The 24,742-nt window shown below is 72.1% G+C and carries 20 protein-coding genes; 10 read left to right on the forward strand and 10 right to left on the reverse strand.

Translation table 11 applies throughout. The annotated features are described in order from the left end of the window. Positions 1 to 6: 6 nt before the first annotated feature. From bchL to bchF, 5 genes are read right to left on the reverse strand one after another with little or no spacing between them, the layout of a single operon-like run. Positions 7 to 900: a ferredoxin:protochlorophyllide reductase (ATP-dependent) iron-sulfur ATP-binding protein gene (gene bchL, locus ABIC70_RS06065; RefSeq protein WP_043346558.1), complete on the reverse strand. Its 894-nt coding sequence runs from the start codon at positions 898 to 900 to the stop codon at positions 7 to 9. Continuing rightward, entirely contained in the window at positions 897 to 4,601 is a 3,705-nt protein-coding gene (locus ABIC70_RS06070) for a magnesium chelatase subunit H (protein WP_354439202.1), read from the reverse strand. Before ABIC70_RS06070 ends, bchL begins: the two co-directional genes overlap by 4 nt. After that, complete coding sequence (gene bchB, locus ABIC70_RS06075) at positions 4,576 to 6,174, reverse strand: ferredoxin:protochlorophyllide reductase (ATP-dependent) subunit B (RefSeq protein WP_043383081.1); 1,599 nt, start codon at positions 6,172 to 6,174, stop codon at positions 4,576 to 4,578. Before bchB ends, ABIC70_RS06070 begins: the two co-directional genes overlap by 26 nt. A gap of 4 nt (positions 6,175 to 6,178) precedes the next feature. After that, positions 6,179 to 7,453 carry a ferredoxin:protochlorophyllide reductase (ATP-dependent) subunit N gene (locus ABIC70_RS06080; RefSeq protein WP_053608302.1) on the reverse strand — a complete coding sequence of 425 codons (1,275 nt, stop codon included), beginning with the start codon at positions 7,451 to 7,453 and terminating at the stop codon, positions 6,179 to 6,181. Beyond that, positions 7,450 to 7,956, reverse strand: a complete 507-nt coding sequence (bchF, locus tag ABIC70_RS06085) for a 2-vinyl bacteriochlorophyllide hydratase (RefSeq protein WP_354439203.1) — start codon at positions 7,954 to 7,956, stop codon at positions 7,450 to 7,452. Before bchF ends, ABIC70_RS06080 begins: the two co-directional genes overlap by 4 nt. Positions 7,957 to 8,273: 317 nt before the next feature. Between bchF and ABIC70_RS06090 the strand changes: the two genes are divergently transcribed. From ABIC70_RS06090 to ABIC70_RS06130, 9 genes are all read left to right on the forward strand, one after another. Continuing rightward, positions 8,274 to 9,164 (forward strand): cobalamin B12-binding domain-containing protein, encoded by an 891-nt coding sequence (locus tag ABIC70_RS06090; RefSeq protein ID WP_354439204.1) that lies wholly within the window; start codon positions 8,274 to 8,276, stop codon positions 9,162 to 9,164. A gap of 40 nt (positions 9,165 to 9,204) precedes the next feature. After that, a complete protein-coding gene (ppsR, locus tag ABIC70_RS06095; protein ID WP_111473995.1) occupies positions 9,205 to 10,653 on the forward strand; it encodes a transcriptional regulator PpsR in 1,449 nt (482 codons plus the stop codon). Between the two features lie 292 nt (positions 10,654 to 10,945). Beyond that, a complete protein-coding gene (chlG, locus tag ABIC70_RS06100; protein WP_043353924.1) occupies positions 10,946 to 11,830 on the forward strand; it encodes a chlorophyll synthase ChlG in 885 nt (294 codons plus the stop codon). Then, positions 11,830 to 13,224, forward strand: a complete 1,395-nt coding sequence (locus ABIC70_RS06105; protein WP_342143464.1) for a BCD family MFS transporter — start codon at positions 11,830 to 11,832, stop codon at positions 13,222 to 13,224. Before chlG ends, ABIC70_RS06105 begins: the two co-directional genes overlap by 1 nt. Positions 13,225 to 13,228: 4 nt before the next feature. Continuing rightward, positions 13,229 to 14,455, forward strand: a complete 1,227-nt coding sequence (locus ABIC70_RS06110) for a geranylgeranyl diphosphate reductase (RefSeq protein WP_043353930.1) — start codon at positions 13,229 to 13,231, stop codon at positions 14,453 to 14,455. Continuing rightward, positions 14,452 to 14,946 (forward strand): TspO/MBR family protein, encoded by a 495-nt coding sequence (locus ABIC70_RS06115; protein WP_043383069.1) that lies wholly within the window; start codon positions 14,452 to 14,454, stop codon positions 14,944 to 14,946. Before ABIC70_RS06110 ends, ABIC70_RS06115 begins: the two co-directional genes overlap by 4 nt. Next, complete coding sequence (locus tag ABIC70_RS06120; protein ID WP_354439206.1) at positions 14,946 to 15,299, forward strand: hypothetical protein; 354 nt, start codon at positions 14,946 to 14,948, stop codon at positions 15,297 to 15,299. Before ABIC70_RS06115 ends, ABIC70_RS06120 begins: the two co-directional genes overlap by 1 nt. Before the next feature lie 31 nt (positions 15,300 to 15,330). After that, positions 15,331 to 16,923, forward strand: a complete 1,593-nt coding sequence (locus tag ABIC70_RS06125) for a c-type cytochrome (RefSeq protein WP_043353934.1) — start codon at positions 15,331 to 15,333, stop codon at positions 16,921 to 16,923. Positions 16,924 to 17,054: 131 nt separating this feature from the next. After that, complete coding sequence (locus ABIC70_RS06130) at positions 17,055 to 17,228, forward strand: YqaE/Pmp3 family membrane protein (RefSeq protein ID WP_012318839.1); 174 nt, start codon at positions 17,055 to 17,057, stop codon at positions 17,226 to 17,228. 4 nt (positions 17,229 to 17,232) lie between these two features. Here ABIC70_RS06130 and ABIC70_RS06135 read toward each other — a convergent pair whose 3' ends face one another. Next, positions 17,233 to 18,750 (reverse strand): L,D-transpeptidase family protein, encoded by a 1,518-nt coding sequence (locus tag ABIC70_RS06135; RefSeq protein ID WP_043383066.1) that lies wholly within the window; start codon positions 18,748 to 18,750, stop codon positions 17,233 to 17,235. Positions 18,751 to 18,911: 161 nt separating this feature from the next. Further along, entirely contained in the window at positions 18,912 to 20,075 is a 1,164-nt protein-coding gene (locus tag ABIC70_RS06140) for an MFS transporter (protein ID WP_354439208.1), read from the reverse strand. 274 nt (positions 20,076 to 20,349) lie between these two features. Between ABIC70_RS06140 and ABIC70_RS06145 the strand changes: the two genes are divergently transcribed. After that, positions 20,350 to 21,270: a LysR family transcriptional regulator gene (locus ABIC70_RS06145; RefSeq protein WP_354439256.1), complete on the forward strand. Its 921-nt coding sequence runs from the start codon at positions 20,350 to 20,352 to the stop codon at positions 21,268 to 21,270. Between the two features lie 78 nt (positions 21,271 to 21,348). Here the strand turns inward: ABIC70_RS06145 and ABIC70_RS06150 are convergent, their stop codons facing one another. From ABIC70_RS06150 to ABIC70_RS06160, 3 genes are all read right to left on the reverse strand, one after another. Then, positions 21,349 to 22,080 (reverse strand): DUF1796 family putative cysteine peptidase, encoded by a 732-nt coding sequence (locus ABIC70_RS06150; RefSeq protein WP_043353944.1) that lies wholly within the window; start codon positions 22,078 to 22,080, stop codon positions 21,349 to 21,351. Next, the gene (locus ABIC70_RS06155; RefSeq protein ID WP_043353946.1) at positions 22,077 to 23,039 is read right to left on the reverse strand and encodes an acetyl-CoA carboxylase carboxyltransferase subunit alpha; all 963 of its coding nucleotides are present in this window, start codon (positions 23,037 to 23,039) and stop codon (positions 22,077 to 22,079) included. Before ABIC70_RS06155 ends, ABIC70_RS06150 begins: the two co-directional genes overlap by 4 nt. A 157-nt stretch (positions 23,040 to 23,196) precedes the next feature. Next, positions 23,197 to 24,570 carry a PleD family two-component system response regulator gene (locus ABIC70_RS06160; RefSeq protein ID WP_043383055.1) on the reverse strand — a complete coding sequence of 458 codons (1,374 nt, stop codon included), beginning with the start codon at positions 24,568 to 24,570 and terminating at the stop codon, positions 23,197 to 23,199. Positions 24,571 to 24,742: the final 172 nt, after the last annotated feature.

Genomic DNA, 24,742 nt, shown 5'->3' on the forward strand with positions numbered 1-24,742 from the left:
CCAAACTCAATCGAAACCGAGGAACTCGAACAGGTCGCGATCCTTCATTGGGACCGCCTCGCAGGGCGGGGCGCCCGACCACAGCGTCTCGGCGAGCCGCATGTACTCCGCGGTCACGGCGTCGAGCTCCGGGGACGAGTCCATCTCGAACAGGGTCGACTTCTTGAGCCGCGAGCGGCGGACCACGTCGAGGTCGGGGAAATGAGCCAGCCGCTTCAGGCCGACCGCGTCGTTGAACCGGTCGATCTCGTCGGTCTTGGCCGAGCGGTTGGCGATGACACCACCCAGGCGCACGGGGTAGTTCTTCGACTTGGCGTGGATCGCCGCCACGATCCGGTTCATGGCGAAGATCGAGTCGAAATCGTTGGCGGTGACGATCAGCGCCTGGTCGGCGTGCTGGAGCGGCGAGGCGAAGCCGCCGCAGACCACGTCGCCCAGCACGTCGAACACCACGACGTCGGTGTCTTCCAGGAGATGGTGCTCCTTGAGGAGCTTCACCGTCTGGCCGACCACGTAGCCGCCGCAGCCGGTGCCGGCGGGCGGGCCGCCGGCCTCGACGCACATGACGCCGTTATAGCCCTCGACCACGAAGTCCTCGACGCGCAACTCCTCCGAATGGAAGTTCACTGCCTCCAGGGCGTCGATCACCGTGGGGGCGAGGCGCTTGGTCAGGGTGAAGGTCGAGTCGTGCTTCGGGTCGCAGCCGATCTGGAGCACGCGCTTGCCGAGCTTGGAGAAGGCCACCGACAGGTTCGACGAGGTGGTCGACTTGCCGATGCCGCCCTTGCCGTAGACCGCGAAGACCTTGGCGGTCTCGATCTTCAGGTCCGGGTCCAGGGCGACCTGGACGCTGCCTTCTTCCTTCCGGGCGACGACCGGATTGCGGATGGCGATGTTCATGCGGCGACTCCTGTGGTGACGCCTTCGAGACGATCCTCCAGCTCCTCCTCGGCCCGGTCGAGGGCGTCGCGCATCTCTGCGTTGGGAGTCCAGAAACCGCGGCGGTGGGCCTCGATCAGCCGTTGGGCGACCTTGGCGGAGGCGGTGGGGTTGAGGGCCGCCATGCGCTCGCGCATGGCGGGGTCGAGGACGTAGGTCTCGGTGATCCGCTCGTAGATCCAGGGCTGGACCGCGTTGGCGGTGGCCGACCAGCCTACCGTGTTGGTCAGGTGGGTCTCGATCTGGCGGACGCCTTCGTAGCCGTGGCCGAGCAGGCCCTCGTACCATTTCGGGTTGAGCATGCGGGTGCGCGTCTCCAGCGCCACCTGCTCCTCGAGGGAGCGCACGCGCCCCTCCCCGCGGGTCTGGTCGCTGATGTAGATCGGCACCGCCTCACCCTTGGCGCGGGCCACCGCCCGGCCCATGCCGCCGAGGCCGTCGAAGTAGTGGTCGACGGAGGTGACGCCGACCTCGACTGAGTCGAGGTTCTGGTAGGCCATGTCGACGGAGGCCAGCACCGCCTGCATCAGGGCGCGTTGCGGCGCCGGGCGGCCGGTGCGGCCATAGGCGAAGCTCTTGCGGCGCGAGAAGGTCTCGCACAGCTCGGCGTCGTCGTCCCAGCTCCCCGAATCGACAAGGTGGTTGACGTTCGCGCCGTAGGCCCCCTCGGCGTTCGAGAAGACCCGCAGGGCCGCCGTCTCCAGGTCGCAGCCCTGCTCGGCCTGGATCGCCAGGGCGTGCTTGCGGACGAAGTTTTGCTCCAGCGGCTCGTCCGCGGTGGCGGCGAGGTACGAAGCCTCCGCCAGGAGCTTCGTCTGGAGCGGCAGGAGATCGCGGAAGATGCCCGAGAGGGTGACCACCGCGTCGATGCGCGGGCGGCCAAGGGTCTCCAGTGGGATCAGCTCGGCGCCGCTCAGGCGGCCGTAGCCGTCGAAGCGGGGCGCGGCGCCGATCAGCGCCAGCGCCTGGGCGATCGGGCCGCCCTCGCTCTTGAGGTTGTCGGTGCCCCACAGGACCAGGGCAACGCTCTCCGGGCAGGGCTTTCCGTCGGCCGCGAAGCGTTCGAGGATGCGGGCCACCTGCCGGGCACCGTCCGCGACCGCGAAGGCGGAAGGCAGGCGGTAGGGGTCGAAGCCGTGGAGGTTGCGGCCCGTTGGCAGGATCGCAGGGTTGCGCAGCAGGTCGCCGCCCGCCACCGGCGGAACGAAGCGGCCGTCGAGGGCCCGCAGCAGCGCCGGCACCTCGTGGTCCCGGGCGAGCAGCCGGTCGGTCTCGGCCAGACTCGCGAAGGCGGCGCGGCTGGTCTCGTCGGCGGACAGGCCGGAGGCCGTCAGCGCTGCCTCGACGCCGTGCCCGGCCACCAGGGCCTCGATCCCGGCCCGCTCCGGACTCACGCCGTGCGCCGACTCGGCGAGCGCCAGGAGCAGGTCGACCCGCTCGACCTCCGGCGTCCCCGCTCCGACCACGTGCAGCCCGTGCGGGATCAGGGTCTGCTCCAACTCCTGCACGGCGGACCAGAGGGCGCCGACCCGGGCGCCGAGATCGCCGGTCCAGGCCGGCTCGGCGGCCACGAGATCGAGGGCCGCGCCCTGGTCCTGGATCATCCGGGCGAGACTCTCCCGCTCCGTCCCGGCTTCGAGGTCGAGGCCGCGCCAGCGCTCCATCGAACTCTTCAGGTCGATCAGCCCGCGGTAGAGCCCGGCCGCCGCGAGGCTCGGGGTCAGGTAGCTCACCAGCGTCGCGGCCGAGCGGCGCTTCGCGAGCGTCCCCTCCGACGGGTTGTTGGCGGCGTAGAGGTAGACGTTCGGCAGCGCCCCGATCAGCCGCTCCGGCCAGCAGGCCTCGGACAGGCCGGTCTGCTTGCCGGGCATGAATTCGAGCGCCCCGTGGGTGCCGAAATGCAGCACGGCGTCGGCGGAGAAATCCTCCCGCAGGTAGCGGTAGAAGGCCGAGAAGGCGTGGGTCGGCGCGAAGCCGCGCTCGAACAGCAGCCGCATCGGGTCGCCCTCGTAGCCGAAGGCAGGCTGGACTCCGACGAAGACGTTGCCGAACTGCGCTCCGAGCACGAAGATCTCGGCGCCGTTGGTCTGATGGCGGCCCGGCGCCGGGCCCCACTGGGTCTCGATCTCGGCGAGGTAAGTCTCGCGCCGCAGGTGATCCTCGGCCGGAATGCGGGCGTGGACATTGGCCTGGGTGCCGTAGCGCTTGGCGTTGCCCTCAAGGATCGCTGCGCGCAGGGCATCGACGCTTTCAGGGACGTCGACTTTGTAGCCGTCGGCCGCCAGGCCCTTCAGGGTGTTGAGGAGCGAGGCGTAGACCGACAGGAACGCCGCCGTGCCGGTGGCGCCGGCATTCGGCGGAAAATTGAACAGCACCACGGCGAGTCGGCGCTCGGCTTTCTCGGTCCGGCGCAGGGACACCAGCCGTTCGACCCGCTCGGCGAGACGCGCGGCCCGCTCGGGATGGACCCGCATGTCGCGGGAATTGTCGCTGCCCGACGCGGCGGAGCGGCCCCCGAAAACCATCGGGGCGGTGGCGCCGTCGAGTTCGGGGATCGCGACCATCATGGTCGCCTCGACCGGCGACAGGCCGCGCTCACCCGCCTCCCACTGCTCCAGCGTCTGGAACTCCAGCGCCTGGGCGGCGAGGTAGGGCACGTCGAGTCGGGCCAGCATTGCTTCGGCGGAAGCGGCATCGTTGTAAGCGGGGCCGCCGACCAGGGAGAAGCCGGTGAGGGACACGAGGGCGTCGATGCAGGCGCGCCCGTCCCGCATGAAGAACGAATCCACGGCTGGGCGGTTGTCGAGACCGCTGGCGAAGGCCGGCACCACGTCGAGGCCCTTGGCCTCCAGGGCCGCGATGACGCCGTCGTAGTGGGCGGTGTTGCCGGCGAGCACGTAGCTGCGCATCACCAGGAGGCCGACGCGGCCCGTCGCGTCCGCCCGGCGCGGCAGCCGAGACGGGTCCGCGCCGATTCGGCCGGGCAGGCGCGGGTGGTAGAGGCCGGTCTCGGGGTAGTCGAGGGGCGCGGGTGCCGCCGGCCCGTCGCGCCAGGCCGCCCGCTCGCCCGCCGCGTAGCGGTGCACGAGGAAACGCACCAGGGCTGCGACGTTCTCGTCGGAGCCCGCCAGCCAGTATTGCAGGGTGAGGAAGTAGGCGCGCACGTCCTGGGCCGAGCCCGGGATGAAGCGCAGGATCTTCGGCAGCTTGCGCACCAGGGCCATCTGCCGGCCGGCATTGCCCTGCTGGCCGGGCTTGCCGCGCAGCTTCTTCAGGAAGTCGAGGGCGCTGCGCTTGGTGCCGCTCATGTCGAAGCGGCCGAGCCGCGTCGTCTTCACCACGTCGCCCGCCGACATGCAGCCAATCATCGCGTCGCAGGCCTCGCGCCGGGCCGCGAGCGCCGGCAGGATCGCCCGGACATGCTCGTCCATGAACAGCATGGCCGAGAGCACGATGTCGGCCTGCGCGATGTCGGCCCGGCAGGCCTCCAGCGTCGCAGGATCGGTCTCCCACTCGGCTGCCGCGTGGAAGCCCAGCACCAGCCCCGGCATATCGGACCGGAGGCGCAGGCGCGCCCGTTCCACCGCGCTCGCCAAATGATTGTCGAGCGTGACGATGACGACGCGGATCGGCGGCCTAGCGGCCGTAATGCGCTTTGGCATCGTAGAGGGTCTCGATCGTGATGAGCGGCAGGTGCCGCTCCCGGGCGAAGGTCTCGGTGTTGCTGCGGGCCTTGCCGCGCACGAAGAACGGGATCTTTCTCAGTTCCTTCTCGGCTTCCGGCGACCACGCGGTCGCGACCGGCCTGTCCAGCAGGATCGGAACGGGCGCCGACGTCGGAGGGGTGTCGGCCGGCGCCCGTTCTCCGGCCTCGAGCGCCCCGTCCGCCGGAGTCCCGAAGGACTTGCCGCCGAGATGCGAGGGGCCGACGCCGTCGTGGAATTCGGGATCCTCCCGGAACATGCCGAGGAGGTGCTCTTCGAGGCCCATCATCAGCGGATGGACCAGGGTGTCGAACAGGACGTTGGCGCCCTCGAACCCCATCTGCGGCGCGTAGCGGGCCGGGAAGTCCTGGACGTGGACCGGCGCCGAGATCACCGCGCAGGGGATGCCGAGCCGCTTGGCGACGTGGCGCTCCATCTGGGTGCCGAGCACCAGTTCCGGTGCCGCCGCGCGGATCGCCGCCTCGACGTCGAGGTAGTCGTCGGTGATCAGCGCCTCGATCCCGTGCTCGGCCGCTTCGGCGCGGACCTCGCGGGCGAATTCGCGGCTGTAGGTCCCGAGACCGACCACCGTGAAGCCGAGTTCGCGCGCCGCGACCCGGGCGATGCCAATGGCATGCGTCGCGTCCCCGAACACGAAGACGCGCTTGGCCGTCAGGTAGGTCGAATCGACCGACCGCGAGTACCAGGGCAGGCGCGAGCCCGGGCCGTCGAGCACGGGTGCCGGATCGATTCCCGCGATCTCCGCCACCTCGGCGACGAACCGGCGGGTGCCGCCGACGCCGATCGGCAGTGTCTGCGTGAAGGGCTGCCCGAAGCTCTTCTTCAGGTACTCCGCGGCCGACCGAGCGGTTTCGGGGTAGAGCACGACGTTGAAATCGGCGTCCCCGAGGCGGCCGAGGTCGGCCGGAGAGGCTCCCAGCGGCGCGACAATGTTGACGGCGATCCCGAGGGAGTCGAGCAGACGTCGGATCTCGATCAGATCGTCCCGGTGGCGGAAGCCCAAAGCCGTCGGCCCGAGGATGTTGCAGAGCGGCCGCCGACCGGGCTCGCGCGCCGGACGCGGGGCCGGCGGACCGGCGAGCGCCCGGACGAGGCGATAGAAGGTCTCCGAGGCGCCCCAGTTCTCCTTCTTCTGGTAGGCGGGCAGCTCCAGCGGGATCACCGGGATCGGCAGGTTGAGGGCCTTGGCGAGGCCACCCGGATCGTCCTGGATCAGCTCGGCGGTGCAGGAGGCGCCGACGATCATCGCCTGGGGTTGGAAGCGTGCGTGCGCGGCGGCGACCGCCTCCTTGAACAGCTCGGCGGTGTCGCGGCCGAGATCCTGCGCGCGGAAGGTGGTGTAGGTGACGGGCGGGCGGGCGTCCCGCCGCTCGATCATCGTGAACAGCAGGTCCGCGTAGGTGTCGCCCTGCGGCGCGTGAAGCACGTAGTGCAGGCCGGACATCGCCGTTGCGACGCGCATGGCGCCGATATGCGGGGGACCCTCGTAGGTCCAGAGGGTGAGCTGCATGGCGCTACACCTCCAGCAGGGCGCGGCGCCGGAGCGGGCGCACGAACAGCTCGGCGAGGTCGCCGGCCTGCTCGTAGCCCTGTGCCGGCGTGAACAGCAGCTCGATCGACCACTTGGTCGACAGACCCTCCGCCTCCAGCGGGTTGGCGAGGCCGAGGCCGCAGACCGTGAGGTCCGGGCGCGCCGCCCGGCAGCGGTCCATCTGGTCGTCGAGGCTCTGGCCCTCGGTCACCCGCGTACCCTGGGGCAGCAGCTCGATCTCGGCGGCGAGATGCGCCCGGTGCAGGTAGGGCGTCCCGACCTCCACGAGATCCGCGCCGAGTTCCCGGGCAAGGAAGCGGGCGAGCGGCACTTCGAGCTGCGAATCAGGGAAGAAGAACACGCGCTTGCCCGCGAGCTTTTCGCGATGGGGCGCTAGGGCGGTCTCGGCTCGGGTGCGGCCCGGGGCCGTCGCCCGGTCGAAGACGGCCTCAGCGACGCCGAACGCCTCAGCCGCCGCCCGCAGCCATCCGGTCGTGCCCTCGGCACCGAGCGGGAACGGCGCCGGGAGCCGGCGGGCGCCGCGCTCTTCGAGGGCGCGGGCCGTGTCGGCCAGGAACGGTTGGGCCAGGAGGTAGCGCGTGTTGCGCCCAATCGCGGGCATCGTGTCGGCCCGGCGGGCGGGCAGGAACCGGACGTCGCCGATCCCCATCGCGGCAAAAATCCGAAGAAACTGGTCCTCCACCACGTCGGCCAGCGCCCCGACGACCAGGAGCGACGGCGCGGCCGTCTCGACCTCGCGGGGCAGGTCCGGCACCAGGGCGGCGAGGCAGGCATCCTCGCCCTGCGTGAACGTCGTCTCGATGCCGGAGCCGGAGTAGTTCAGGACCCGCACGGGGGCGAGGCGCCCCGACAGCCGTTGCGCCGCCCGGGACAGGTCGAGCTTGATCACCTCCGACGGGCAGGAGCCCACCAGGAACAGGAGCTTGATATCCGGCCGCCGCTCGATCAGCCGGGTCACGACCCGGTCGAGCTCCTCGTTCGCGTCGGCGATCCCGGCGAGGTCGCGCTCGTCGATGATCGCGGTCGCGAAGCGCGGCTCGGCGAAGATCATCACCCCTGCGGCGGACTGAATCAGATGCGCGCAGGTCCGTGAGCCGACCACGAGGAAGAAGGCGTCCTGGATCTTCCGGTGGAGCCAGACGATGCCGGTGAGGCCGCAGAACACCGCCCTCTGCCCCTGCTCTTGGTGCAGGTCGATGCCGCCGCAGGGAGGCTGGTGGATCAGGGGAGCGTTCATGACAGCGCCTCCGCGAGGCGCGGTGCGCGGCTGCCGGCGCCCTCGAGACGGGCGGCGCGGAGCTTCATGAGGAACTGGCCGGCATTGACCACGTAGGTCGCGTAGGCCGCCAGCGCGAGCAGCAGCAGCGCCTGCCCGCTGAGTGCGCCCGTGATGAGAGCCGCGAGATAGGCTGTGTGGAGGGCCAGCACGAGCATGCTGACCACGTCTTCCCAGAAGAACGCCGGTGCGAAGAGCCACCGCCCGAACACCGCCTTTTCCCAGATCGAGCCGGTGACCATGATCGCATAGAGCGCCAGGGTCTTCACGACGACCGAGATCTCAGCGGCGAACTGACCTGCACCGGTGGCGAGGGTGCGCAGCACCAGGACGAGACTGATCAGGAAGATCGCGAATTGCAGAGGCGCCAGCACGCCCTGAACCAGGGTCCAGGGCGAAGAGTCGCGCCGTCGCCGTTCGGCAGGCGTGTAGAGCGGTCGTGCCGGCCGGTCCTCGGGACCCATGCATCCGCTCCCTGGTGCTCGGCGGCGCCAAAGGCTCCGTCGTTGACAGAGGCTAGGGCGAGGGTCCCAGAAGTGTCAAGTGCGCTTGACGGTTTCGGAACATGACAGGTGAGAGATATTTTTTCTTCGAATAAGATCATTGCCAAGATCGCCAGGAAGCGTATCGTCGGGCTCGACGGCTGGAGACTGCCGCAGTTTCACTTGTCAGATCCGGGACTGACGAACGCGAAGAATAGACAGGCGAGCAACGCCGCACCCAGGACACGAGCGGTGCCGCTGGTCCTCCCGGGCCAGGGCCGACTCAGGGAGGGATGCCGATGGGAGACTGGAGGCATTTCGGCGATCGCCTGGATCACGGCCAGCCCGCGGCCGGCTGTAACCCTGTGAGCGATGGTCGTTCCGTGTTCCGCGATAGCCCCGTCGGTTGGTCCGATCTGCGCCGGCCCGTTCCGGACATGCTCGCCCGCGTGGTCGAGGCGGAGATCCTGCCCCGGCTGATGCTCGCGCACCGGCCCGCCGGCCGCGGCCGGCCGACCAATCGCGCGCCGAGTCCCCGGGAGATCGCCGAGTTCAGCGCCCTGCTCCTGGAGGCCGGTCCGGTCGATCTCGACGCCCGGGTGGAGGTCCTGCGCGACGGCGGCCTGCCCCTGGCCCGCCTGCTCCTCGATCTGCTCGCCCCGGCGGCCCGCCACCTCGGCGCGCTGTGGGAGGAGGATGCCTGCGACTTCCTGGCGGTGACGGAGGCGCTTGGGCGGCTCCATGCGGTGAGCCGACGCCTCTGCGCCGAGCTGGAGGACGAATCGATCCCGGCCAACGGGCGCAGCGTGCTGCTGCTGCCCTGTCCCGGCGAGACGCATGTCTTCGGCCTGTCGATCGTCGCGAGCTTCTTCCGGGAGGCCGGCTGGGACGTGACCACGGCGGTGCCCGGTCCCGAGGTCGATCCCCTGACGCTGCTCCGCACCGACTGGTTCGACGTGGTCGGCCTGTCGCTCTCCTGCGACGTGCTGCTGCCGGCCCTGACGAGGGCCGTGGCGGAGGTGCGCCGCGACTCCCGCAACCGGGAGATCCGCGTTCTGGTCGGCGGCCCCTATTTCGCGCGCTACGGCGGCGAGGCGGGGATCGTCGGGGCAGATGCCTGCGTGTCGGACGCCTGCCTGGCGCCCGCCGCGGCGGAAGCTTTGCTGGACAGACAGGCATTGGCCTGCTGAAAGGGTTGGTATCCGAATATCACATTGCAATCACATTGCGGTGACCGTGACGCCCCAGCCTCGCCACACCTCGCAGTCGCCGCCCGCGGCCCTGCAGCAGGTGGCCGGCCTCCTCGAAGGCGAGGCGGTCGGCCGCATCGTCGCGGCATCGACGGACCTGTCGCTGGTGATCGATGCCGACGGGGTGATTCGGGACGCGACGGTCGGCGCCGATCTCAAGGCCGAGACGGTGGCGGGCTGGCTGGGCCGGCGCTGGATCGACACGGTCACGGTGGAGAGCCGCCCGAAGGTCAACGCCCTTCTGCGGGATGCCCGGGCCGAGGGCATCACCCGATGGCGCCAGGTGAACCATCCCTGCCCCGACGGGATCGACCTGCCGATCCGCTACGCCTCGATCCGGCCGGCGGGGGACGGTCCGATCCTCGTGCTCGGGCGCGACATGCGGGCGGTGGCGGCCCTTCAGCGCCGGCTGATGGAGACGCAGCAGGCCCTGGAGCGGGACTACGACCGCCTGCGCGCCGCCGAGACCCGCTACCGGCTGCTGTTTCAGATCTCCGGCGAGCCGGTGCTGGTGGTCGATGCCGGGACGCGCCGGGTGGCCGAGGTCAATCCCGCCGCGGCGCGCCTGCTCGGGCGGCCCGCACGGCGCATCACCGGCCAGGACGCCGTCGACCTGTTCGACGCCTCCAGCGCCCGGGCCCTGGAGGCGCAGTTCGCCGCCCTGCGGGCGACCGGGCAGGCCGGGGCGATCCGGGCGTCCCTGCCGCACGAGCGGGGCGAGGTCACGGTGTCGGCCTCGCTGTTCCGGGGCGAGGGCGGCGCCAGCGCCCTGCTGCAGCTGGCCGCCGACCCGGCGGCGGCGGCCGGGCCCGATCAGGAGGCGCCCACCGCCGCCGTGCTGGCGGCGATGCCGGAAGGATTCGTCGTCACCGACCCGTCGCGGCGCGTCCTCATGGCGAACGCCGCCTTCCTGGAGCTGGCCCAGCTCGCCACCGAGGGGCAGGCCCGCGGGCGGACCCTCGATCACTGGCTCGGCCGCGACGAGATGGAGGCGCAGGCCCTGTTCGCGACCCTGGTCGACCACGGCGCCGTGCGCCGCTTCGCCACCGTCATCCGGGGCGCCTATGGCGGCCTGGAGGATGTGGAGGTCGCCGCCGTGTCGGTGGCCGGCCCCCGCCCCTGCCTCGGCTTCGCCATCCGGTCCGGCCCGCGGCGGATCGCCGAGGGGCGCTCCGCCTCGGCGATCGGGCGGGGGCTGCCCCGCTCGGTGGAGCAGATGACCGAGCTGGTGGGCCGGGTCTCGATGAAGACCCTGGTGCGCGAGACCACGGACCTCATCGAGAAGCTCTGCATCGAGGCGGCGCTGCGGATCACCCGGGACAACCGGGCCTCGGCGGCCGAGATGCTGGGCCTCAGCCGGCAGGGCCTCTACGCCAAGATGCGCCGCTACGGCGTCGGCGATCTGGACGGCCCGGCCGACGACGCCTGAGGCGGGCGCCGGACTCCCTTTCGGCCCTCGGCGGACTGCCGCGCGCCTGACCCCGCCCGACGCGCGAGGATGGCCGCGTTCCGCGCGCACGACCGCCGGATCGCGCGCGCACGACCGCCGCCGCACCGGTAAAACCGGCCGCCGCGGAGGCGCCGCGCCCCGCGACTTTCCGGTGTGCCGGATAATGTATTCCTGACGTGGGGGTTGTATTCGCTGGACAAACGCCGCGCACATTCCGCCGCGTGGTGTAAATCTGCCTTGACACTTCGGCGGGGCCCGGTAGCCTCCCGCCATGGCCGCTACGCCCGCCCCGAGCGCAGTCATCGAGCTGCTCAAGCCGCTGACGTGGTTCGCGCCGATGTGGGCGTTCGCCTGCGGGGTGATCTCCTCCGGGCAGCCGGCCAGCGGCCAATGGCCGGTGATCGCCGCCGGGGTGCTGCTCGCCGGGCCGCTGGTCTGCGCCACCAGCCAGGCCGCCAACGACTGGTTCGACCGCCACGTCGACGCGATCAACGAGCCGAACCGGCCGATTCCCTCCGGGCGGATCCCGGGCCGCTGGGGGCTCTACCTCGCTTTGGGCTGGACGCTGCTGTCGCTGGTGGTGGCCGCCGCCCTGGGGCCCTGGATCCTCGGGGCCGCCCTGTTCGGGCTGGTGCTGGCCTGGATCTACTCGGCGCCGCCGGTCCGGCTGAAGCGGAACGGCTGGTGGGGCAACGCCGCGGTGGCGCTCTGCTACGAGGGGCTGCCCTGGTTCACGGGCGCCGCCGTCATGGCCGCGGCCCTGCCGGACCGGCGGGTGCTCCTGGTGGCGCTGCTCTACGCAGCCGGCGCCCACGGCATCATGACGCTCAACGATTTCAAGTCGGTGGAGGGTGACCGGCGCATGGGTCTGCTGTCCCTGCCCGTGCAGATGGGCTCGCAGCGCGCCGCGCGCTTCGCCTGCCTCGTGATGGCCCTGCCGCAGGTGGCGGTGATCGCGCTCCTCGTCGGCTGGGAGCGGTACTGGCATGCCGGCCTCGTCGCGGCGCTGCTCGCCGGCCAGGCCGCCCTGATGGTCCGGTTCCTCGAGAACCCCCGGGAGCGGGCGATCTGGTACAACGGCACCGGCACCACCCTCTACGTCCTGGGCATGCTGGTCTCGGCCTTCGCGCTGCGCCCGCTGGTGGGAGGGGCGTGATGGCGGGCGGCTCGCGCACGGAACGGCCGGGCGCCCTCCCGTCCCCCGCGAAGGCGGGCGGGCGAGCGGTCGCGCCCGACGGGTATCTCGGCTGGCCCCAGATCGTCCGCCTCGGCCTCGTCCAGACGGCGCTGGGCAGCGTCGTCGTGCTGATGACCGCCACCCTCAACCGGGTGATGGTGGTGGAACTGGCGCTCCCCGCCATCGTGCCGGGCCTGCTGGTCGCCCTGCACTACGCCGTGCAGGTCCTGCGCCCGCGCTGGGGCTACGGGTCCGACCGCAGCGGCCGGCGCACCCCCTGGATCGTCGGCGGCATGGTGGCCCTCTGCCTCGGCGGGTTCGGCGCCGCCTGCGGCACCGCGCTCGCCGCCGAGAACCTCGCCCTGGGCCTCGCCCTCGCGGCCCTCTCCTTCCTGTGCGTCGGGATGGGCGTCGGCGCGGCCGGGACCTCGCTCCTCGTCCTGCTGTCGGGGGGCGTCGCCCCGGCCCGGCGGGGCGCGGCCGCCACCATCGTCTGGGTGATGATGATCGTCGGCTTCGCCGTCACGGCGCCGCTCGCCGGGCATTTCCTGGATCCGTTCTCCGGTCTGCGGCTCGTGGCGGTGTCGGGCACGGTCTCGCTCGTCGCCTTCTGCGTGGCGGCGCTGGCGGTCGCCGGCATCGAGCGCCGCCTGCCGGTCCGCGCCCCGGAGCCCGCGGAGGCGCGCCGGCCGTTCTTCACCGTGCTGGCCCAGGTGCTGGCCGATCCCGTGGCCCGGACCTTCACGATCTTCGTCTTCGTCTCGATGCTGGCCTACAGCGCCCAGGAACTGATCCTGGAGCCCTATGCCGGCCTCGTCTTCGCGATGAGCCCCGGCGCCACCACCAAGCTCGCCGGGTTGCAGCACGGCGGGGTGCTCGCCGGCATGCTGCTGGTGGCGGGGGTGACCCTCGCCGCCCGCGGCACCGCCCTCGCCTCCCTGCGGCTCTGGATCGGGATCGGCTGCGCCGGCTCGGCGGCCGCCCTCTTCGCCCTGGCGAGCGGCGTGGCGGCGGGCTCGGACTTCCCCCTGCGCGCGACGGTGTTCGCCCTGGGCGTCGCCAACGGTGCCTACGCGGTGGCCGCCATCGGCTCGATGATGGCGCTGGCCGGCCGCGGCGACGCACGGGAGCGCGGCACCCGCATGGGCGTCTGGGGCGCCGCGCAGGGCGTCGCCTTCGGGGCCGGCGGATTCCTGGGGGCGGCGGCGGTGGATGCCGTCCGGCTCGTCACCGCCGAACCGGTCCAGGCCTACGCGGCGGTCTTCGCCGCGGAAGGCGTGCTCTTCCTCGTCGCGGTCGTCCTGGCGGCCCGGCTCGAACCCGCTCCGGCACCCGATTCGGTGCCGCTCGATCCTGCCTTCAGCGCGAGGTGAGGCCATGGCTCGGTTGGACGAAGGCGGCTCCGGTCGCGAATCCTACGACGTCGTCGTGGTCGGCGGCGGGCCGGCCGGGGCCACGGCGGCCACCGACCTGGCCCGGGCCGGCCACGCGGTTCTGCTCCTCGACAAGCCCGGCCGGATCAAGCCCTGCGGCGGCGCGATCCCGCCGCGGCTGATCCGCGATTTCGCGATCCCCGATGCGCTCCTCGTCGCCAAGATCCGGTCCGCCCGGATGGTGGCGCCGAGCGGCAAGGCCGTCGACATGCCGGTGGGCGAGGGCTTCGTCGGCATGGTCGACCGCGAGCATTTCGACCCGTGGCTGCGCGCCCGCGCGGAAGAGGCCGGCGCCGACCTGCGCGACGCCGCCTACGACCGGATCACCCGGCCCGACGACGGGGTGCCGCTCGTCCACTTCACCACCGGGACCGGCGCGGATCTCGCCCGCCACGCCGTCCGGGCCCGCCTCGTCATCGGCGCCGACGGCGCCTGCTCGCCGGTCGGCCGGGCGGAGGTGCCGGGCCACGCCAAGATGCGGCAGGTCTTCGCCTATCACGAGATCCTGCGGGTGCCGGAGGCCGGCACCCCCGGGGCCGAGGCCGTCGAGGCGACCCGCTGCGACGTCTACTACCAGGGCCGCCACTCGCCGGATTTCTACAGCTGGATCTTCCCCCACGGGGATACGCTCAGCATCGGCACCGGCAGCGCCAGGAAGGGCTTCTCGCTCCGCTCCTCGATCCGGGCCCTGCGCGCGGCGACCGGCCTCGACCACGCCGAGACCGTCCGCCGCGAGGGCGCGCCGCTGCCGCTGAAGCCCCTGAAGCGCTGGGACAACGGCCGGGACGTGCTGCTCGCGGGCGACGCCGCGGGCGTCGTGGCGCCGGCCTCCGGCGAGGGCATCTACTACGCGATGCTCGGCGGCCGGCTCTCGGCCGAGGCCGCCGCCGCCTTCCTGCGGACCGGGGACGCGCGCGCCCTGGCCGGGGCGCGCAAGGCCTTCATGAAGCTGCACGGGCGCGTGTTCTGGATCCTCGGGATGATGCAGTGGGTCTGGTACCGCAGCGACGGGCTGCGCGAGCGCTTCGTCTCGATCTGCCGGGACAAGGACGTCCAGCAGCTCACCTGGGACAGCTACATGAACAAGGAGCTGGTCCGGGCGAAGCCCGCCGCCCACGCGCGGATCTTCTTCAAGGATCTCGCTCACCTGTTCCGCTGGGTCTCCCCGTGAGCCTCGCCGTCGACCTGGGGCCGCCCGCGGTGGCCGCCGCCGCCGCCGTGCTGGTGGCCGTGGCCGGCGGCCTCGCGACCACCACGGACGGCTGGTACCGGCGCCTGCGGGTCCCGGCCTGGAAGCCGCCGGACTGGGCCTTCGGCCCGGTCTGGACGGTGATCTTCGCGCTCACCACCACGGCCGGTGTGCTCGCCTGGAACGGCGACGCCGATCCCGCCGCGCGGGGTGTCCTCCTGGCCGCCTACGCGGTGAACGGGGTTCTCAACATCGCCTGGAGCGTGCTGTTCTTCCGGTTCCGGCGGCCCGACTGGGCGCTGGCCGAGGTGGCGGCCCTGTGGCTGTCCATCGCCGTGCTGATGCTGGTCACCGGCCGGGTCAGCCTCGGCGCCGGGCTGATGAACCTGCCCTACCTCGCCTGGGTCAGCGTCGCCGCCTGCCTGAACCTGCGGATCGTGCGCCTCAACGCGCCCTTCGGGCAGCCGGCGTGATGGAGGGTCTGCTGGCCCCCCTGTTCGCCTCGGGCCGGATCGTCGACGGCATCCTCCTGCTGGTCGCCGGGGAGGCGCTCGTCCTCGCGTGGCTCGTCCGCCGCCGGGGCGGCCCGCCGCTGCCGTCCCTTCTGGCGAACCTCGCCTCCGGGGCCGCCCTGATGCTGGCCCTGCGGGCGGCGCTTGTTTGCGCCGGCTGGATCGCGGTCGCCGCCTGGATGCTCGCCGGGCTCGTCGCCCATCTCGCCGATCTCGGCCTGCGGTTCCGGACGGCCACGGCACAACGCCGCAGCCCGGCGCCGGCCGGAACAACGCCGCGAACGGCCGCGTTCACGCGCGGCACACGAATCTGAATTACTCTAAGTTCGGGATGGGAGACGCGGCATGCAGCGCACGAGAGCCCTCTCCTCCGGCCGCGTGTCGGCCCCGATCCTAGCGAGCCTGTTCCTGGCCGCGCCGGCGCTGGCGCAGGACGGGTCGGCCGACCAGATCGAGCGGGGCAAGTACCTCGTGACCATGGGCGATTGCGCGGCCTGCCACACGGCGCCGGGCGGCAAGTACCTCGCCGGCAACTATGCCCTGAACATGCCCTTCGGCGTGATCATGACCCCCAACCTCACCCCCGACAAGGAGACCGGGCTCGGCGACTACACCTATGCCGACTTCGAGAAATCGTTCCGGCAGGGCTACAGCAAGCATGTCGGCTACCTGTACCCGGCCTTCCCCTTCGCTTGGTACACCAAGGTCACCGACGAGGACACGAAGGCGATCTGGGCCTACCTGCAATCGCTCCCGCCGGTGAGCGAGAAGCGGCAGGAGAGCCAGATCCCGTTCCCGTTCAGCGTCCGCACGGCGCTGGTGACGTGGCGAACCGCCTTCTTCACCGAGGAGCGCTTCAAGCCCGACCCGAACGCCAGCGCCGAGGTGAATCGCGGCGGCTATCTCGTGGAGGGGCTCGGCCACTGCGCCATGTGCCACAACGAGAACAAGCTCGTCGGCAATTCGAGCTTCGCCGGGCGCTTCGGCGGCGGCGTGATCGACGGCTGGTACGCCCCCAACATCACGCCCGACGGGCATCAGGGCATCGGCGCCTGGACCGACGAGCAGGTGGTGACCTATCTCAAGACCGGCACCGCCCCGGGCAACCGGCCGGGCGTCGCCGCCGGGCCGATGCGCCAGACCATCATGGAATCCCTCTCCAAGGTGAAGGAGGAGGATCTGAAGGCGATGGTCGCCTACCTGCGCACGGTCCCGGCCAAGCAGACCTACAAGCCGAAGGATCTCGCCGCCTTCGACACCGCCGACGCGCCGGGCGCCTCCACCTACCTGACCTACTGCTCCTCCTGCCACCAGCCCGACGGCAAGGGCATCGAGGGCGCGGTGCCGGCGCTCGCCGGCAACACCTCGGTCCAGTCCGAAGGGCCCGAGACGGTGCTGCGGGTGATCTATGGCGGGCTCGCGGCCCAGAGCGGCCTCGCCCCGATGGTGGCGATCGGCCAGCAGATGACCGACGTCGAGGTGAGGAACGTCACCGACTACATCCGCAACTCCTGGGGCAACAAGGCGCCGGTGGTGACCGGCGACAAGGCCTCCGAGGCGCGCGCCGCCACCAAGACCATGCTGGCCGGCACCGCCCCCTGCGCGGAGATCGAGCAGGACAAGCTCAAGGCCGCCTTCGACAAGATCGGCATCCAGGAGAGCCTGAAGGGGTTGAAGCAGCAGGACTTCGTCCCGACGCTCGTCCGGCTGGTGCAGCAGGTGAAGGCGGAGCCCACGGGGGTCACGGACGACGACATCGTCAACGGCCTGACCACGGCGTTCTGCAAGGTCGGCCGCGACGATCCGCAATACGGCAACCCGAGCTGGCCCGCGGTGATCGGCACCTTCGCCAACGTCGCCTACAGCCAGGTGAAGCATCCGGAGAAGCAGGCGGCCAACGTGCCGTCCGCGACCACGCCGCCGCCGGCGAAGAACTGAGGCGCCACGCCTCAGGCCGCCGCTCCGGGCTCCGATACGGGGCACCGGAGCGGCGCGAACAGTCCCGGGAACGGAGAGGCGCGCCCGTCGTTTGAGCGAGGATCCCTCAGGAACCTCGTCCCGGAGTGTCCGTGTCCAGCCTCGTCCGCATCCTGCTCGCGATCTTCTTTCCGCCGATCGCGGTTCTCGTCACCACGGGCTTCGGCCTGCAGTTCCTGCTGAACATCCTGCTGTGGATCCTCGGCTGGCTGCCCGGCACGGTCCACGCCCTGTGGCTGATGAACCGCGACCGGCCGCTGGTCTGAGCCGTCAGGGCTTCCGGCCCTCGGGCTCGCCCTTCCGGAGGGCGGGCTTCGCCTCGACCTTGCCCTCCGCCTTCGCCTCGGCCTTGCCGTCGATCTTGCCCTCGACCTTGGCGGTCTTCACCGCATGGGCCTTGGCGGCCTTCGGCGCGACCTTCTCGGCGGCGTGGGCGAGCTTCACCGGCTCCGGCACCACCGCGGCGTCGACCGCCGGGGTCGGGGGTGCCGCCGGGGCCGGCTTGTCCTTGGCGAAGAGCTGGCCGAACAGCTTCTGGTAGCTGCTCGGGTCGCCGTCCGCGTCGGCGACCGCGATCCGCGCGGGCTTCTCGGGCAGGGCCGCCGTGGTCTCGACCTGCGCGTTGGGATCGGCGCGGTTCGCCATGAGCGTCGTGACCGCCGGCTTCGCGGGCTCCCGCCCGCGCCCCTTGCCGTCGGCCTTCGCGGCCCGGGCGGGGGCCGCCGGCTCGGCGCCGGCCAGCATCACCGGCTGGCCCTTCGGCGTGACCTCGATCTCCTGCGGGCCCGCCGCCAGGGTCTCGGGCCGGCTCACGTCGCCGAGATTGTGCCGTCCGTATTCCTTGGCGTCGTACGGCAGGACCGTCTCGGTCCCGCCGAGGCTCGCGAAGGCGCTCGTGTTCTGCGGGCGGAAGACCGGGTTCTGGCCGCCGTCCTGGTAGACGACCCGCACCGCCGGCGTGCCCTTGGCGACGAGGTCGGCGACCGCGCGGGCGTCGTGCGCGCTCTTCTCCGCCACCAGCGGGTCGACATGGGGCTTGCACGAGCCGGCCGCCGCGTCGGCCCCGCCGAACACGTATTTGGTCCCGCACTGGCCGACCTTCGGCTCCTCGTGCAGGGCCTCGAAATAGTCGGACCCTTCCTTGAGGTTCTGCCAGAAGGCGATGTTCGGGTCGTTGCGGAACTTGGCCATGTTCTCGGCCGTCATCCGGAACGGGTAGGACTGGAACTGGAAGCTGCGCTGGCCGCCGATGAACGCCTCGCGGGCGACGGCGTAGATCTCCGCGATGGTGGCGTCGGTCATGGCGAAGCAGCCCGCCGACGAGCAGGTGCCGTGCACCATCAGGTACTTGCCGGTGCGCCCGTTGGCCCGGTCGACGGCATTGGGGAAGCCGGTATCGAACGAGAGATAGTACGAGGAATTCGGGTTCATCAGGCCCGGGGTGATCGTATAGAAGCCCTCCGGCGCCTGCCGGTCGCCCTCGCGGGTCTTGGGGCCGAGCTGGCCGGACCAGCGGCAGATCGGGTAGGTCTTCAGCAGGGCGTAACGGCCGTCGCCGCCCCGCTTCCAGATCTCCATCTCCGCTTCCTTCTTGAAGGTGCGGATCAGGATCGGGTCGGATTGCTGCATCCCCTTGGATTGCATCAGGGCGACCGTCTGGGGGGCGACCGGCGCGAGGCTGCGCGCGCTCGGGCCGTTGATCCCGGAGCCGTCCTGGCAGGCGGCGAGCGACAGGGCCAGCAGGGACGCTGCCGCCAGCAGTCGCGCGGTCGCGAGACGCGCCGTCATGGGGAACCTCGATCGTCTTACGCGCGCCCGCGGGCCTTGCTGGCCGCGTCGGGTGCCACTCCCCAACCCAATAGGCTCGTTAAGCTTGCGCCTTCCTTACCGCAAGGACGCGGGTGCAACACTGGATTGTTATCCGGTGTGGAGAGCCTGCGGCGCAGGCCCTATCCACAGGCGGCCGGGACCGCGGCGGGGCGACCCAGCCAGAGCACGAGGACGAGGCCGGCCAGCGCCAGGGCGGCGCCGGCCAGGGACACCGCCGGGTAGCCGAGCCCGGCATCGATCGTGGCGCCGCCGACGGCAGCCCCGACCGCGTTGCCGAGGTTGAAGGCGCCGATATTCATGGCCGAGGCGAGGCTGGGCGCGTCCGCCGCCTGCGCCATCACCCGCATCTGGAGCGGGGCCACGCTGGCGAAGCTCGCGACACCCCAGAGGACGATCAGCAACGCCGCGGCGGCCGCCCCGTGCATGCCCCAGGCGAACAGCACGAGGACGACGAGCTGCGCCGCCAGCGCGCCGATGATCGTGCCGTCCACCGAGCGGTCCGCGAGCCGGCCGCCGAGCCAGTTGCCCACGGTCAAGCCGAGCCCGAACAGGACCAGCATCGCGGTGACGAACGGCGCCGTCGCGCCGGTCTCGGCCCGCAGGATCGGCGCGATGTAGGTGAACACCGTGAACATCGCGCTGAACCCCACCATGGTCAGCGCCAGGGCCGCCAGGACGGGGCCGCGGCCGAGGACGCGCAGCTCGGACCACAGGTCGGCGCTCGGTTCGGCCTTCAGCTCCGGCAGGGCGAGCCGCAGCGCCAGCATGGCGACGGCGCCGATCGCGGCGATCCCCCAGAAGGCCGCGCGCCAGCCGAGCATCGCGCCGGTCCAGGCGGCGAGCGGCACGCCGCCGATCGTCGCGATGGCGAGGCCCGAGAACATGGCCGCCACCGCGGCGGCACGGCGCTCCGGCGGCACGAGGCCCGCGGCCACCACCGCGCCGACGCCGAAGAAGGCGCCGTGGTTCAGCGCGGTCACGAGCCGGCCGGCGACCAGCATAGCGTAGCTGTCGGCGAGGGCCGCCATCAGGTTGCCGAGGGTGAAGATCGCCATCAGCCCGACCAGCAGACGCCGCCGGGGCAGGCGCGCGGTGGCGAGGGTCACGAGCGGCGCGCCGATCACCACGCCCAGCGCGTAGGCGCTGACGACGAGGCCCGCCGCCGGGATCGACACGTTCAGGTCGGCGGCGATCAGGGGCAGCATGCCCATGGGGGTGAACTCGGTCACGCCGATGCCGAAGGCGCCGACCGCGAGGGCCAGCAAGGGTGGGTTGAGCGCCATGGGGTCCGCATCTCCGTTCGTTCCGCGGAGGCAGGTGACGGATTCGTCTCCAGGGCAGTAGTCCCCGCTCGGGACCAGGATCTGTGCGCCGACGGCACGAATGCGGGCTTGCCGACGGCTCGGCGACGGGGGCATCCTGCGCGGCTCTCCCGAACACGCCCTCATCGTGAGGTGCCCGCGCCGGCGGGCGTCGGAGGGGCGCTCCGGCACCACAGGATGAGGGCCTCGGGTCGGAGCGCCCGGGATCGGCTTCGGGCATCGCGAGACGGGCATGATGCTGCGCGACAAGGTCGACCGGGCGGGCGAGATGGCGGTGTTCGTGGCGGTGGCGGAGGCCGGCAGCCTGTCGGGGGCGGCGCGCCGGCTCGGGCTGACGCCCTCCGCGGTCAGCCGGATCGTCGCCCGGATCGAGGCGCGGCTCGGCGCGCAGCTCCTCGTGCGGACGACCCGGACCCTCCGGCTCACCGCCGAGGGCGAGACCTACGGGCGCGCCGCGCGCCGCATCCTGGCGGATCTCGACGAGACCGAAGCCGCGCTCGCCGACCGGGGCTGCCCGCGCGGGCGGGTCCGGGTCAGCGCCGCCACCGCCCATGGCCGGCTCGTGATCGTGCCGCTGCTCGCCGCCTTCGTCGAGCGCCATCCCGGCATCACGGTGGAGATCGACCTCAGCGACGAACTCGCCGACGTGCTCGGCGGCCGGGCCGACGTGGCGATCCGGTTCGGCCCGCTCGCCGACAGCCCGCTCACCGCCCGGCGGCTCGGGGAGACCGGCCGGACGGTGGTGGCCTCGCCGGCCTACCTCGCCCGGGCCGGCACGCCGCGGCGGCCCGCCGACCTCGCCGGCCACAACTGCCTGGATTTCAGCTTCCGCCGCTCCGAGCCCGGATGGCCGTTCCGCATCGACGGGCACGACAGCGTCCTGCCGGTGGGCGGCAACGTCGCCGCCAACAACGGCGAGACCCTGGTCCAGCTCGCCCTGCAGGGCACCGGCATCACCCGGGTCGGCAACTTCCACATCGCCGAGGATCTCGCCGCCGGCCGGCTGGTGCCGCTGCTGGAGCCGTTCAACCCGCAGGACCGCGAGGCGATCCACGCGGTGTTCGTGGGCGGCCCCGCCATGCCGGCCCGGGTGCGCGTGCTGGTGAATTTCCTGGCGGAGCGGATGCGCGGGGCCGCCTTCGGCGCTCACCCGTGAGGGAATTGCCTCGCGCCCGTCCGCGTCGGCGCGATCGTCGCCCTGTCGCGCGCCACGCAGTTCGGGCTTGGCGCCCGCTCAGCCGAACAGCGCCGGCCGCCGCGCCGCCTCGGCCCGGATGATCTCAACCAAGGCCGCGTCGTCGGCCGGGTCGGCCAGCCGCAGGCCGACGGGCTCCGAGGGCGTGTGCACGGTGAGCCAGCGCAGGGATGTCCGCAGGTCGACCGCCTCGGCGACCGCCATGCGCGGATGCCCGGTCTCCAGCTGCAGGAAGGTCAGGTGGTTGCGGCTGGCGCGCTGCCCGAGCAGGTCGTCGATCGCCTCGACCACGTCCCGGGGCGTGTGGAGATGGGTCATCATCCAGAGGCGGTTGTCGGTGCCCGGCGTGTCGAGGGCCCGGCGCAGCCGGCGCACGCCCTCGGTGAGGAAGGCGTAATCCGCCTCGCTCGTCGCCGGGTCGTGGTGGTTGAACACGCATTCGAGGCCGTGCCGCTCCCGGTAGAGGCGGTGGCGCCCCCGCCAGATGCCGGGGCCGCGCCGCTCGGATTCCGGGATGCTCTCCAGCTGGCTCCGGTCGACGAGCGCGGAGAAATCGTCGGCGAGGCAGTCCCGGGCCATGCCGGGCATGGAGAAGATCCAGTCGAGGGGCCCCGACCATTGGCGCAGGTCGAGCGTCTTGAGGACGTGCGCCATCTGGCAGTTGCAGCCGAGGGAGATATGGTTGTGCCGGTCCGGCTCCCGCGCGTCGCGCCGGCCCAGCAGCCGGCCGAGCGCGCCGAACAGCCCCCCCGACGCCCCGGGCTCGCTCACAGGGTCCGGCCGATCGCCAGGAACTTCTCCGCGCGCCGGTCGCGGATCTCGACGGCCGTCAGGCCGTCGAACAGGGCGAGGGCGTCGGCGACGGCGTCGCCCGCGGCCCGGATCGCCGCCTCGCGGTCGCGATGCGCCCCGCCGGTGGCCTCCGGGATGATCCCGTCGATGACGCCGAGGCGCAGCAGGTCCTGGGCGGTGATCTTCATGGCGGTGGCGGCGTCGGCGGCGCGGCCCTGGTCGCGCCACAGGATCGAGGCGGCGCCCTCCGGCGAGATCACCCCGTAGATCGCGTGCTCCAGCATGAGGACCCGGTTGGCGGTGGCGAGCGCGATGGCGCCGCCCGAGCCGCCCTCCCCGATCACCACGGCGACGTTGGGCACGCCCAGCGCGAGGCAGGCCTCGGTGGAGCGGGCGATGGCCTCGGCCTGGCCGCGCTCCTCCGCCTCGATGCCCGGATAGGCGCCGGCGGTGTCGACGAAGGCGAGGACCGGCAGACCGAACCGGTCGGCGGTCTCCATGAGCCGGACCGCCTTGCGGTAGCCCTCGGGGCGGGCCATCCCGAAATTGTGGCGCAGCCGCGCCTCGGTGGTGGCGCCCTTCTCCTGGCCGAGCACCAGGACCGGCCGTCCGCGGAACCGCCCGAACCCGCCGAGGATCGCCTCGTCCTCGCCGAAGTTCCGGTCGCCGGCCAGCGGGGTGAACTCGGTGATCAGCCCGTCGCAATAGTCCACGAAGTGCGGCCGCTGCGGGTGGCGCGCCACCTGGGTCTTCTGCCAGGGGGTGAGGTTCGCGTAGATCTCCGCCAGCGCCTGGCCGGCCTTGGCCTCGAGCCGGCCGACCTCCTCGGCGATGGAGACCGCGCCGTCGCGCGCGCTCACGGCGCGCAGTTCCTCGAGCTTGGCCTCCAGCTCGGCCACCGGCTTCTCGAAGTCGAGGTAGGTGCGCGTCACCGCCATCGTATCACAGATCTTCCCGGGGTCCGCCGCGCGGGGGCGGCGGGCGCGAGGTGTTGGCGATGGCGGGAGTGGTGTCAACCGGCCTGTTGCCGGACCGGGCCCTCGACCGGCGGTCCGGGCCCTCGGCCGGCGGCCCGGACAGGCCGCGGCCGGAAGGTCAGGCAGCCTGCGACTCGACCCGGTTCCGTCCGGCCGCCTTGGCCCGGTAGAGGGCGAGGTCGGCGCGCCGGAGCATGTCGGCGGCGCAGAGATCCTCGCCGCGGCGCACGGCGACTCCGATCGAGACGGTCACGGGCACCGTCCGGGTGGCTCCCAGCACCGAGAACGGCACCGCCTCGACCCGCTCGCGGATGCGCTCGGCGATGCCCTGGGCCTCGCCGAGCCCCGCCTCCGGCAGGATCACCACCACCTCCTCGCCGCCGTAGCGCGCCACGATGTCGATGGGCCGGGTGTGCTGGCGGACCCGCTCGGCGAAGCCGCGCAGCACCTCGTCGCCGGCCTCGTGGCCGAAGCTGTCGTTGATGCCCTTGAAGTGGTCGATGTCGAGGATGAGCACGGAGAGCTGGGCCCGGCGGGCGGCCTCGTCGCCGAACAGCGTGCCGAGATGGTTGTCGAGGTAGCGCCGGTTGTGCAGGCCGGTGAGCGCGTCGATCACGGCCATCTGGAGCGAGGCCTGCATCGCCCCCCGGAGCGCCTCAGTGAAGCGCTTGCGCTTCACCTGGGTGCGGACCCTGGCCATCAGCTCGTTGCGGTCGACCGGGCGCATCAGGAAGTCGTGCACGCCGAAATCGAGGCCGCGGACGACCCGGGCGCGGTCGTGCTCCTCCGCCAGCATGATCAGCGGCATCGTCCGGGTCCGATCCAGCGACCGGAGCTGGCTGCACAGGCGCAGGCCGTCGAAGCCCGCCAGATCGAGGCTGACCAGGGCGAGATCGAAGGGCGCCTCGGCGGCGAGGTGCAGGGCCGCCTGCGGATCGGGCTCGACCGTGACGACGTGGTGCTGGCGCAGGGCCCCGGCGAGGCGCTCGGCCGATCCGGGGCGGTCCTCGATGAGCAGGATCCGGGCATCGAGGCCGGTCTCGGCGGTGGCCAGCGCCAGGGGATCGCCGATCCCGAATTCGCGCGAGGCGAGCGCGCGCTGGCGCAGCTCGTCGGTCACCGCCTTGAGGCGCACGAGGCTGCGCACCCGGCTGAACAGGGCGGTGTCGTCCACGGGCTTGGTCAGGAAGTCGTCGGCCCCGGCGTCGAGGCCGCGCAGGCGGTCCGCGGGCTGGTCGAGGGCCGTGACCATCACCACCGGGATATGGGCCGTGAGCGGGTTGTTCTTGAGGTGCCGGCAGACCTCGAACCCGTCCATGCCGGGCATCATCACGTCGAGCAGGACGAGGTCGCAGAGGCCCTTCTCGCAGATCGCGATCGCGTCCCGGCCATTCATGGCCGCGAGCGTGTCGAAATATTCCAGGCCGAGCTTCGTCTCCAGAAGCCTGACGTTCGGGAACAGATCATCGACGATCAGGACACGGGCCGACATGCTTCCTCGTAGGGGCGCGGTGGAGCGGCCCGGACCGGGCACCGTGTGCCGTGGCGCGCGCCGCCGGTCAGCCGCAGGGGCCTGGGCGGATACGACAGGACGGACGGTTGAACCGGTCACCCGACCCGGACGGATCGGGTGACCGGTTCAACGGCGCGCCTCGCCGGCGTGG

The organism is Methylobacterium sp. 1973, from assembly GCF_040545035.1.
GTDB classification, from domain to species: domain Bacteria; phylum Pseudomonadota; class Alphaproteobacteria; order Rhizobiales; family Beijerinckiaceae; genus Methylobacterium; species Methylobacterium fujisawaense.

Bases quoted from the DNA above. Each gene is read 5' to 3' on its own strand.
- bchB (WP_043383081.1), bottom strand. From the start codon at position 6,174: ATGCAGCTCACCCTCTGGACCTACGAGGGTCCCCCGCATATCGGCGCC.
- ABIC70_RS06135 (WP_043383066.1), bottom strand. From the start codon at position 18,750: ATGACGGCGCGTCTCGCGACCGCGCGACTGCTGGCGGCAGCGTCCCTG.
- ABIC70_RS06160 (WP_043383055.1), bottom strand. From the start codon at position 24,570: ATGTCGGCCCGTGTCCTGATCGTCGATGATCTGTTCCCGAACGTCAGG.
- ABIC70_RS06080 (WP_053608302.1), bottom strand. From the start codon at position 7,453: ATGAACGCTCCCCTGATCCACCAGCCTCCCTGCGGCGGCATCGACCTG.
- ABIC70_RS06090 (WP_354439204.1), top strand. From the start codon at position 8,274: ATGGGAGACTGGAGGCATTTCGGCGATCGCCTGGATCACGGCCAGCCC.
- bchF (WP_354439203.1), bottom strand. From the start codon at position 7,956: ATGGGTCCCGAGGACCGGCCGGCACGACCGCTCTACACGCCTGCCGAA.
- ABIC70_RS06140 (WP_354439208.1), bottom strand. From the start codon at position 20,075: ATGGCGCTCAACCCACCCTTGCTGGCCCTCGCGGTCGGCGCCTTCGGC.
- ABIC70_RS06105 (WP_342143464.1), top strand. From the start codon at position 11,830: ATGGCGGGCGGCTCGCGCACGGAACGGCCGGGCGCCCTCCCGTCCCCC.
- ABIC70_RS06120 (WP_354439206.1), top strand. From the start codon at position 14,946: ATGGAGGGTCTGCTGGCCCCCCTGTTCGCCTCGGGCCGGATCGTCGAC.
- ABIC70_RS06125 (WP_043353934.1), top strand. From the start codon at position 15,331: ATGCAGCGCACGAGAGCCCTCTCCTCCGGCCGCGTGTCGGCCCCGATC.
- ABIC70_RS06155 (WP_043353946.1), bottom strand. From the start codon at position 23,039: ATGGCGGTGACGCGCACCTACCTCGACTTCGAGAAGCCGGTGGCCGAG.
- ABIC70_RS06070 (WP_354439202.1), bottom strand. From the start codon at position 4,601: ATGCCAAAGCGCATTACGGCCGCTAGGCCGCCGATCCGCGTCGTCATC.
- ABIC70_RS06145 (WP_354439256.1), top strand. From the start codon at position 20,350: ATGCTGCGCGACAAGGTCGACCGGGCGGGCGAGATGGCGGTGTTCGTG.
- chlG (WP_043353924.1), top strand. From the start codon at position 10,946: ATGGCCGCTACGCCCGCCCCGAGCGCAGTCATCGAGCTGCTCAAGCCG.
- bchL (WP_043346558.1), bottom strand. From the start codon at position 900: ATGAACATCGCCATCCGCAATCCGGTCGTCGCCCGGAAGGAAGAAGGC.
- ABIC70_RS06110 (WP_043353930.1), top strand. From the start codon at position 13,229: ATGGCTCGGTTGGACGAAGGCGGCTCCGGTCGCGAATCCTACGACGTC.